The following is a 10,061-nucleotide window of genomic DNA, read 5'->3' on the forward strand; positions in this document are numbered from 1 at the left end:
AAAAACAAAACTCAAACACACTTCGATGCCACTCAAAAAGTAGAAATTTGAACCATTTTCCTTGGAAATAGGTACTTTTGTCCCATGCCAATACCCAAAGGAACCCGCGATTTCGGACCGTCTCAAACTTTAAAACGGAAATATATTCTGAACACTATTACCCAGGTTTTTGAAAGCTATGGATTTTTACCGCTGGAGACACCGGCTATGGAAAACCTTGAAACTTTGACCGGAAAATATGGGGAAGAAGGCGACCAACTCATTTTTAAAATCCTCAACAATGGCGATTTTTTAAAAGATGTTGATCAAAAAATTATAGACAACCGCGAACTTGCCAAACTTAGCTCAGCCATTACCGGTAAGGCTTTGCGCTACGACTTAACCGTTCCTTTTGCCCGATTTGTAAGTGAACACCGACATGAAATTACTTTCCCATTTAGGAGGTACCAAATACAAAATGTGTGGAGAGCTGACCGTCCTCAACGCGGACGATACCGTGAATTTTTGCAATGCGATGCCGATATCATTGGCACCAACAGTTTAGTTTCTGAAATTGAATTGATTAAGATTTTTGATACCGTTTTTAATCGCCTGAACCTGCAGGTGGTAATCAAAATTAATAATAGAAAGGTACTCTCCGGTTTTGCTAAAGCTATACAAGCAGAAGATAAGTTTACCGACCTCACAATTGCCATCGACAAAATGGATAAAGTTGGTCTGGAAGGCGTTGAAAAAGAACTGATTCAACGAGGCTTTGAACAAAACTCTATTCAGGCTATTCTTCAGTTTTTATCTCTAAAAGAATTATCCTATCAGGAATTTAAAACTCAGTGCGAAAAATACCTGGAAGAAGAAGAATTTAAATTGGGAATTGAAGAACTCGATGCTGTATTTAATACCATTACAAGTTCGGGACTTTCAGAGAGCAGCGTATTGGAGTTTGATCCAACCTTGGCTCGTGGACTTAATTATTACACCGGTGCCATTTTTGAGGTGAAATGCAACGAAGGTTCATTAACCAGCAGCATTTGTGGAGGTGGAAGATACGATAACCTTACCGGAATTTTTGGACTGCCCGGAGTTTCAGGCGTTGGTATTTCATTTGGTGCCGACCGAATTTACGACATTCTTCTGGAATTGAACAAATTTCCGGAAAGTAACGATCGCTCAACCCGGGTTTTACTGGTCAATTTTTCCGGATTAGGTCAATCTGAATTTATGGAAAACTTCCAACTTCTTGAATCCCTGCGCAAAGCAGATATTCCTTCCGAAATTTATCCCGATTCGGCCAAGCTCAAAAAGCAATTTGAATATGCCGACAAGAAGGGAATTCCATTTGTGGCCGTGATGGGCGGAAATGAGATTACCGAAGGAGTGGTGAATATGAAAAACATGCAAACCGGAGAACAGGAAAAGGTAAAACTTCCGCAAGTAATTGACTGGTTGAAAGCGAGGTAAAACATGTTTATCGCCATACTACTAATAATTATTTCCGGTTATTTACTTAGTCGTTTAGGTGAATATTTGGATTTAAAATCCTTAACCGGTAAATTACCTCCCAGACTCCATGGCATTTATGATGCAGAAAGGTATCAAAAAATGCAGGATTATGAAAAAGAAACAACCCGTTTTTCCATTATTTCCGATACTGTTTCATTTGTTTTTACCCTTTTGTTTTTAATAGCAGGTGGATTTGGTATCCTTGACCAATTTTGCCGATCCATTACCGGCAATGAGGTATTATTAGCTCTACTTTTCTTTGGAATACTGGGGATAAGCTCTGAAATCATTTCTTTACCTTTTAGTTTGTATTCCACCTTTGTAATAGAGGAAAAATATGGTTTTAATAAAACTACCCCCATTTTGTATTTGACAGATAAAATAAAAGGTTTGGCTTTGGGCGTGGTTCTTGGAGGAACACTACTAGTTGCATTTATTTGGTTTTTTCAAACATTCGGAGAGTTGGCCTGGCTTATTGCCTGGTTTTTTTTAAGCGTGGTAACTTTGATTTTTTCGATGTTTTATGCATCCTGGATAGTTCCACTTTTTAACAAATTAACACCATTGGAAACCGGAGAATTGAGGTCGGCCATTGAAAAGTTTTGCAGTCAGTCAGGATTTAGTTTGAATAATGTTTTTGTAATAGATGGCTCCAAACGAAGTACAAGGGCAAATGCCTATTTCAGTGGATTCGGTCCCAAAAAAATGATTGTTCTCTACGATACCTTGATAGCCAAACATAGTACCGAAGAATTATTGGCTATTTTAGCCCATGAAGTCGGACATTACAAAAAAAAGCACATCATTCAATCCATGTTGCTTTCCTTTCTGCAATCCGGATTCATGCTTTGGATGTTAAACTTTTTAATGAACAATTCGGAACTAGCCCTTGCGCTTGGCTCCGTTACCCCATCCATTCATCTTACCCTGATCGGTTTTGGCATATTGTTTACTCCCCTTAGCTTATTAATGGGAATTGGATTAAACCTGCTTTCCAGAAAAAACGAATATGAGGCTGATGCCTTTGCAGCCCAATCCATTGGTTCCCAACCCTTAAAATCAGCATTGACAACCCTTTCGGTTGAGAACCTCAGCAACCTTCAACCGCATCCGTTCAACGTATTTATTTCTTACTCCCACCCTACCCTGTTGCAACGACTACAAGCGTTGGACACCTACGATCAAGCATGAAACGAATAGGCATTATTGGCTCCGGATTTGCCGGTTTATCAGCAGCGGCCACCCTCGCAAAACAAGGCCATGAAGTGCATGTTTTTGAGAAAAATGATCAGGTTGGAGGTAGGGCTACTACCTGGGAAAAAGATGGATTTATGTTTGACCTAGGCCCAAGTTGGTATTGGATGCCCGAAGTATTTGAACAATTTTATTCTAAATTTGGTCACACCACTTCCGATTTTTATGAGCTAAAACGCTTGGATCCGTCGTACCGTGTTTTTTGTGAAAATTCGGAGCAAGTAGATTTGCCGGCCTCTGTTCCCGAATTGTTTCAACTGTTTGAAACAATTCAGCCTGGCAGTTCAGCCGGACTTCAGGAATTCCTGCATCAGGCTGAAATAAAATACAGGGTTGCTATGGAGAAGTTTGTTTGGATGCCCGGAACAAATTGGACCGAATTACTGAAATGGGAAATTGTTAAATATGTGCCTCAACTTAACATGTTTGGTTCGGTAAGCGATTACGTTTCCAAATTTGTTACCGATAAACGTTTGCAACAAATCCTTGAATTTCCGGTGCTATTTTTGGGAGCCAAACCTTCCGAAACCCCTGCACTTTATACCATGATGAACCATGCTGATTTGGTGTTGGGAACCTGGTATCCCATGGGCGGAATGGTGCAAATACCCCGTGCTTTTGAAAAAATTTGTCGAAAACAAGGCGTACAGTTCCACCTTCAAAGTCCGGTAGAAAAAATCGAAGTTAGCCGAGGAAAAGCTACAGGTATTATTGCCAACGCCACCTTTCACCCATTCGACATCGTGATTTCGGGAGCCGATTACCACCACACCGAAACCAACTTACTGAAACCGGAATTTCAACAGTATTCAGCCAACTATTGGAATACCAGAAAAATGGCCCCTTCCAGCCTACTCTATTACGTTGGACTTAATAAAAAACTAGACCATTTAAAGCACCACAACCTCTTTTTCGATACCGATTTTGAACCACATGCCAACAGCATTTACAAAACCAATTCCTGGCCCCAAAATCCCTTGTTTTACCTGTCTGTACCTTCTATCACTGACCCTTCCATCGCTCCTGAAGGAAAGGAAAATATTTTTATTCTGATCCCTACCGCTCCCGGACTAGAACAAACACCGGAAATAGAAGAAAAGTACTTTAACCTGGTTTTGGATAGAATTGAAAAAGCCACCGGACAAGAAATCCGATCCTCTATTCTTTTCAAACGAAACTTTGGATGCACTGATTTTATATCCAGGTACAATTCTTATAAAGGAAATGCCTATGGTTTAGCCAATACCTTATTGCAAACGGCCAACCTAAAACCTCGGATAAAAAGTAATAAAGTAAAAGATCTTTGGTATTGCGGACAATTGACTGTTCCAGGCCCCGGAGTACCTCCGGCTATAATTTCCGGACAAATTGTTGCTTCGGAAATTGCCAAATCATCGGTATAATTCCGGTGTAGATTACAAATACTCTCCTTTGTGATCCTCCCACCATCGGTCAATTAATTTACTAATCGGCAACCCGGAAAATTTGGACCATTCTATTTTTTCAAATGGAGAATGTTCCAGGCTAATATATTCGACAGTTACAAATTGGCAACGGATATCGCGATGCGACAATAAATGACGGTAAACTTTAGAAGCTGTCCCCAAACTTTTTATCTTCCCCAGTGAACAGGCAAAAGTTTTCAATTGCTCCGGATCCAATTCCCCTTCCAAAAGTGGAAATTCGTACAATCCCTTGTAAATATCTTGTCCGGTTCTTAACCTAACCAGGGTTTGGTGGTCGAAATTGGGCACCAGGTAAGTTAATATCCTTTGCTGCACCTTGGTTTTCGGTAGTTTCCTGGGCAAATCCAACCAAGTACCTTCCTGTTTAGCCAAACAAAAAGTTGCAACCGGACAAACTTGGCAAAGAGGCTTTTGCGGAGTACAAACCAATGCGCCCAATTCCATTACGGCCTGGTTAAAAGTTCCGGCATTTGATTCGGGCAATAAGGATTTGGCCAAGGAAGCAAATACTTTTTTGCCTTGGGTAGAATTAACCGGGGTTGATTCATTAAAAACCCGGGAAAGCACCCGCTGCACATTTCCATCCACCACCGCATATGGCAAATCAAATGATATAGAGGAAATAGCTGCAGCAGTATAATCGCCAATTCCCTTCAAACCCAAAATTTGCGAATGAAGTGCCGGAAATTCACCTCCATAATCCTTCCAAACAATCCGGGCGGTTGTTAACATATTTCGGGCGCGACTGTAATAACCCAAACCTTGCCAAAGTTTCATTACTTCGTCGTCTTTTGCCTGAGCCAAATCTTGCAACCGTGGAAAGGTTTCTACAAACCGAAGGTAATAGGGCAAACCTTGCTCTACCCTTGTCTGTTGTAAAATCACCTCTGAAAGCCAGATATAATAAGGATTTTTAGTCTTTCTCCATGGCAAATCACGTTTGTTTTGGATATACCATTCTACCAAAGCTTTTGAAAATGCATGCATACCGATCATGTTTGGCAAAGATGCAGGATGAATTTGATTCATAATCAAGGAAATTTGATTGAAAAATCATAAGTTTGCAAAAAATACGCAAATGAAACTTCATTCTTTGTTCTTGGCTTGCCTTGGTTTAGGAGCTTTAACTTTGATTTCTTCTTGTAAAAAATCTCCGGATGTTAACATTAACCAACGCTCAGGTGGAGACAATGCCTTGGCAGAGAATTTATTCATGGATGTATACAAACAAGTGGATGATGCCGCAAAAAATGAACCTTCCGTAAATAAAACAGAAGGCAATTTCAACCTTTCTACTTCAGTTTGCGCCAATGTAAGTGTAACTACCTCCAACGGAAATTTCCCCATCACATTAACCATCGATTTCGGAAATGGTTGTTTAGGGAATGACGGACGTTTCAGAAAAGGAAAAATTATTGCTGTTTTCTCCGGCCGTTATGTTGATGCAGGAACCCAGGTTGATATCAGTTTAGATAATTATTATGTAAACGGTTACAGAGTGGAAGGAACCAAGACCATTAAAAACGATGGTTTAAACCAGGCCGGTAATCCGCAATTTACGGTTGAAGTTACCAACGGTAAGGTGGTTAGTCCGGAAAAAGACAGTGTTTTATGGAATAGCACCCGGGTTAATGAATGGATTCAGGGCGACACTACCTACCTCAATTTATGGGATGATCAGTACTCCATTACCGGTTCTGCCACTGGAACTAATTCGAACGGAGAACCTTTTTCAGTTACCATTACCGAAGCCCTGGTAGTTGAATATGGCTGTAAATGGCCAATTAAAGGCAAATTAACCCTTACTGCTCAAAACAATACCGAGGTGGAGGTAAACTATGCTCCGGATGGTATCGAAAGCTGCAATCAATCGGCTGCTGTTATAATCAACGACAAAACTTACAATTTTACCATGTATTAGTCTGGGGCGGATTTTCAATTCTGTTTTCTCAGTTCTACCATATTTTCTCCATTAGTTTTTATTTGGCGGGCCCCTTTCAGCCCATAAAATGAAGTGCAGATTCAAGCTTTTGAAAAAGGGCTTTCAGGTCACGCTTTCGCCGCTAGTCCTCGTCGCCCTGCGCCTTATGGCTGCGGGCTCCTGTGGGCTGGCTGGCTCAATCGTTACCCGGGGTGCAACTCCGGGCTGTCGTTTCTAAACCCGGCAGTTTGCTGTTTATTAACCTATAAAAATAATTCTTCCCTGCCAATATCCTCTACCCCAAAAGTTCATCCTTTGCACGGACCTCTCCGGGTAGGGATAGCAGTGGAAAGCCCACAGACGACCGCGGCGTTAGCCTAGGGAGGCGAGGACTTGCAACGGATAGCCCGGACCTGAGCCTTACCAAAATTCGTTCAAAATATAAAACTACGGGCGAAGGTACCCGCATAAAAAAAATTAAAAATAAAATTACAGCGACATACTTTGGCGTGCATGCCCACTTTCTTTGTATCAAAATTTAGAAAGCATGGCAAATAAAATCACCTTTTTAGTTTACCAGCGTAATCCTGGTGAATTCAACCTTTTTACTGCAATCAACCTGGACGAACTTTTGTATGAAGGGAAACTGTGCAAAGTTCAAGTTTCTGAAGAGCTAACTGCTCAACTTTCGGAACTGACCTATTTAAAGAACAAAGCCTGCCAAAACAAACAATATGAACTTGTTGCCAATTACCGCGAACAAGAAAAACGTTTAAGTTACCAGGTATTTGGACAGCGGATACCGCCTAATTTCAGCACCACTTTAGTACTATCGAAAGATGGAACCGATTACTTTTTTGCGGCTCCTACCGAGGTCATTTACAACCTGGAGTCGAGATGGAGTTTTCAAAACCAAAGCAATTAATTTACACACACCTCAAACTTACCTAAATGAAAGACGAACTGGACGATTTATACTTACCCGACCTTAGCTTATGCACTTCGCCGAATCAATTGGTGGAAAATCAGAAGATCTTCCCAGGCGATCTGTTCAACTCGATATACAATGGCTATCTCAATCCATTTTCATTGTATACCTATTATTTCAGCAGAATTCCCAACCTCATTCCTATTGGCAATCGCAACTGCGGGATGTTTTGCACCCAATTTAAACGCCAGTTTCAGAGCCAAATCTATCAGGTTCATTATTCGAAAGAATTTGGAAAAAATGATAGCTATCCAAAGTTCGCACAACTCTTCTACTTCCTGAGCAACGATCTCATGATTCAAGTTGATTTTCAAACGAATACAGTAGAATTTTATTACTCCTCCACCTCGCTTCAGGTGGTCAATCAACTGATTGGTTTGGCAGAAAAGTATCCTAAAAACCAGAATGAAAATCCTCAAATGCATGTACTGGTATCTACTAACCACGGTTTAGATACCTTGCTTACAGATTTGGAAAAAACCGAGATAAACCTTGAAAAATATTACAACGATGATTTTATTGAAATTCACCAGCACATTTTATCCCGCCTGGCCCGAAGAAATGGTCGCGGACTGGTTTTACTTCATGGGCAACCTGGCACGGGAAAAACAACTTACATCAGACACTTGTTATCGAACATAAAGAAAAATGTTCTTTTTATTCCGGCATCCATGGCCAGCCAAATTAACAATCCTGAATTGATGTCGACACTGATTCAATTTCCAAACTCCATTGTGGTAATCGAAGATGCTGAAACCCTATTAACAAGCCGAAGCCAAAACCAGGACTCTCCTGTTTCAGCCTTATTAAACCTGGCCGATGGCCTATTGGCCGATGCTTTGAAAATTCAAATCATCTGCACGTTTAATATCGATCTTTCAAAAATAGACCATGCCTTAACACGAAAAGGAAGGCTAATCGCAAGGTATGAGTTTAAAGAACTTGCGCTTGAAAAATGCAGGATTTTAGCTGAAGAAAGGCAACTAAACATGGAAATTAATCAAGCCATGACCTTGGCAGCTCTTTTCCATGCAACTCAGCCGGAATTTGCAACTTCTGCCAAACGAAAAACAATTGGATTCAACTAAAAATCAACCATTTATGATTGGAACTAAGACCTCTGCAAATTCCACCAATATTACCATGAATTCAAATGAAAAAGTTCTATCTAACAGACCAAAACAAATGGTATTCCTGATTTACCAAGGTCCAGAATCAGAATGCAATTTATTCACCACCTGGAATATAGAAGATTTAGCGACCCAGGGTTTTCTTCGAAAAAGAAGAGTCCCAACCGAATTAACATCACAATTGCAACAAGTTAGCGAACAGAAACTTCAGGCTGTTAGAAACCAACACTATGAACTTTCTGCCAGTTTTCGTGATCAGGAACGAAAACTCTTGAATGAGATTTGGAAAGAATTTGTACCCCAAGGTTATACCAGCGAATTAATCCTCAGTAGAAATGAAACAGATTATTACTTTGTGGCACCTTTTTCTATTCTGTTTCAGATGAAAAAAGGGAAATAGCATTGCACCAAATGTCAAAACGCTCCTACCTACAACGTTACCTCCTGATTTTAAGAAGACTCAAAAACTATCCCTATTCCAGTTTTGAGGATATAAGTGCATTTTTGGAGGAACAAGGTGCCATGTTGGTTGAGGATGGCAAAATGAATTCCTTTCTATTTTCAAAACGCACCTTTCAACGCGACATTCGGGATATTTATGAGCTATTTGATATCGAAATCACTTATTCCAAGGCTCAAAGAGGCTACCATCTTCCTATCTTTAATCAGACCAACAACTTTTCTCAACGAATTTTAGATGCCTTTGGTGACTTAGAATTGCTCAAGTTTAGTTCCGACATTTCACCATGCATTCAGTTTGAAGGAAGAAAAGCTTTTGGCCAGGAGTTTATTCCCACCATAATCGAATCCATACAAAGCAAAAAGAAACTAAAATTCAGTTACCATAAATTCTTCGAAAAACATGAATCTACAAGGGTAGTTGAACCATTTTTACTCAAGGAATTTAAGAACAGATGGTACTTATTGGCCAGTGAACATCCTTCTGAACCTGTAAAAAGCTTTGGTTTGGAAAGAATCCAATCGGTTGAAATTACCGATCAGCCCTGCGAAATGACCAATTCCGGTGCAATTGCCGATAAATATATCAATTGCTTTGGGATTATTTGTCCGGAACAAGGTAAACCTTACGAAATCGTATTGGCATTTGACACCTTTCAATCCAAATATATCCAAACTTTACCGCTGCATCCATCCCAAACTTTGATATTTGAGAATGAGTCGGAAGTCCATTTTCGATATTATTTATACCTGACACCCGATTTAATCATGGAAATTTTATCCTTTGGCGATACGGTTGAAGTACTATCTCCACCCGAACTTCGCCATCAAATACAACAGAATTTGGAAACTACTTTATCGTATTACCAAAATAAAGCCTAGTCAGAACATACAATTCTTTGTATACATTTGCCCAACCTAAATCGTATGAAAACAAAATTACTTGTCCTATTATCCTTTATATTTCTTAGCATTTCTGCCTTTTCCCAAGGAAATTACGAAGAAGTCGTTTACCTCAAAAACGGATCAATTATACATGGAATGATTGTAGAATGGGTACCGAATGTTTCCATCAAAATCAAAAGTGGCGACAATCTTTTTGTATACAAACTTGAAGAAATTGAGAAAGTAACCAAAGAGTTAATTAAAAATGGTACTTCAACAGCAGGTAATCATGATTTTGGATTTAAACCCAAAGGCTATACCGGTAATTTCGAAATTGGATTGGTAGATTATCCGGAAGGAAGTGATTTGGCTTTGGTTTCTTTTAGCCTGGTCAATGGATATCAATTTAATCCCTACTTTTCAATGGGCTTAGGAGTTGGAGTAGAAATTTCATCCGA

At 39.9% G+C, this 10,061-nt stretch carries 10 protein-coding genes; 9 read left to right on the forward strand and 1 reads right to left on the reverse strand.

Annotation, left to right across the window (positions count from 1 at the left end):
• The first annotated feature begins 84 nt into the window (after positions 1 to 84).
• The 3 genes from hisS to crtI are packed head-to-tail and all read left to right on the forward strand — an operon-like array spanning position 85 to position 4,157.
• On the forward strand, positions 85 to 1,458 hold the full coding sequence (gene hisS, locus K1X82_05585; protein ID MBX7181562.1) for a histidine--tRNA ligase: 1,374 nt from the start codon (positions 85 to 87) through the stop codon (positions 1,456 to 1,458).
• 3 nt (positions 1,459 to 1,461) lie between these two features.
• Positions 1,462 to 2,691 (forward strand): M48 family metallopeptidase, encoded by a 1,230-nt coding sequence (locus K1X82_05590; protein ID MBX7181563.1) that lies wholly within the window; start codon positions 1,462 to 1,464, stop codon positions 2,689 to 2,691.
• Entirely contained in the window at positions 2,688 to 4,157 is a 1,470-nt protein-coding gene (gene crtI, locus K1X82_05595) for a phytoene desaturase (protein MBX7181564.1), read from the forward strand. The genes K1X82_05590 and crtI overlap by 4 nt, the downstream gene beginning before the upstream one ends.
• A 12-nt stretch (positions 4,158 to 4,169) precedes the next feature.
• Here crtI and mutY read toward each other — a convergent pair whose 3' ends face one another.
• Positions 4,170 to 5,249 (reverse strand): A/G-specific adenine glycosylase, encoded by a 1,080-nt coding sequence (mutY, locus tag K1X82_05600; protein MBX7181565.1) that lies wholly within the window; start codon positions 5,247 to 5,249, stop codon positions 4,170 to 4,172.
• A gap of 49 nt (positions 5,250 to 5,298) precedes the next feature.
• Between mutY and K1X82_05605 the strand changes: the two genes are divergently transcribed.
• The 6 genes from K1X82_05605 to K1X82_05630 form a co-directional block, all read left to right on the forward strand.
• Positions 5,299 to 6,141 (forward strand): hypothetical protein, encoded by an 843-nt coding sequence (locus K1X82_05605; GenBank protein ID MBX7181566.1) that lies wholly within the window; start codon positions 5,299 to 5,301, stop codon positions 6,139 to 6,141.
• 547 nt (positions 6,142 to 6,688) lie between these two features.
• Complete coding sequence (locus K1X82_05610) at positions 6,689 to 7,066, forward strand: hypothetical protein (protein ID MBX7181567.1); 378 nt, start codon at positions 6,689 to 6,691, stop codon at positions 7,064 to 7,066.
• A 26-nt stretch (positions 7,067 to 7,092) separates the two neighbouring features.
• Entirely contained in the window at positions 7,093 to 8,217 is a 1,125-nt protein-coding gene (locus K1X82_05615; protein MBX7181568.1) for an AAA family ATPase, read from the forward strand.
• Positions 8,159 to 8,659 (forward strand): UvrB/UvrC motif-containing protein, encoded by a 501-nt coding sequence (locus K1X82_05620; protein MBX7181569.1) that lies wholly within the window; start codon positions 8,159 to 8,161, stop codon positions 8,657 to 8,659. The genes K1X82_05615 and K1X82_05620 overlap by 59 nt, the downstream gene beginning before the upstream one ends.
• Before the next feature lie 11 nt (positions 8,660 to 8,670).
• A complete protein-coding gene (locus K1X82_05625; protein ID MBX7181570.1) occupies positions 8,671 to 9,600 on the forward strand; it encodes a WYL domain-containing protein in 930 nt (309 codons plus the stop codon).
• Positions 9,601 to 9,645: 45 nt separating this feature from the next.
• A partial coding sequence (locus K1X82_05630; GenBank protein MBX7181571.1) for a hypothetical protein occupies positions 9,646 to 10,061 on the forward strand: 416 nt, incomplete at its 3' end.

The organism is Bacteroidia bacterium, assembly GCA_019695265.1.
Lineage (GTDB): Bacteria > Bacteroidota > Bacteroidia > JAIBAJ01 > JAIBAJ01 > JAIBAJ01.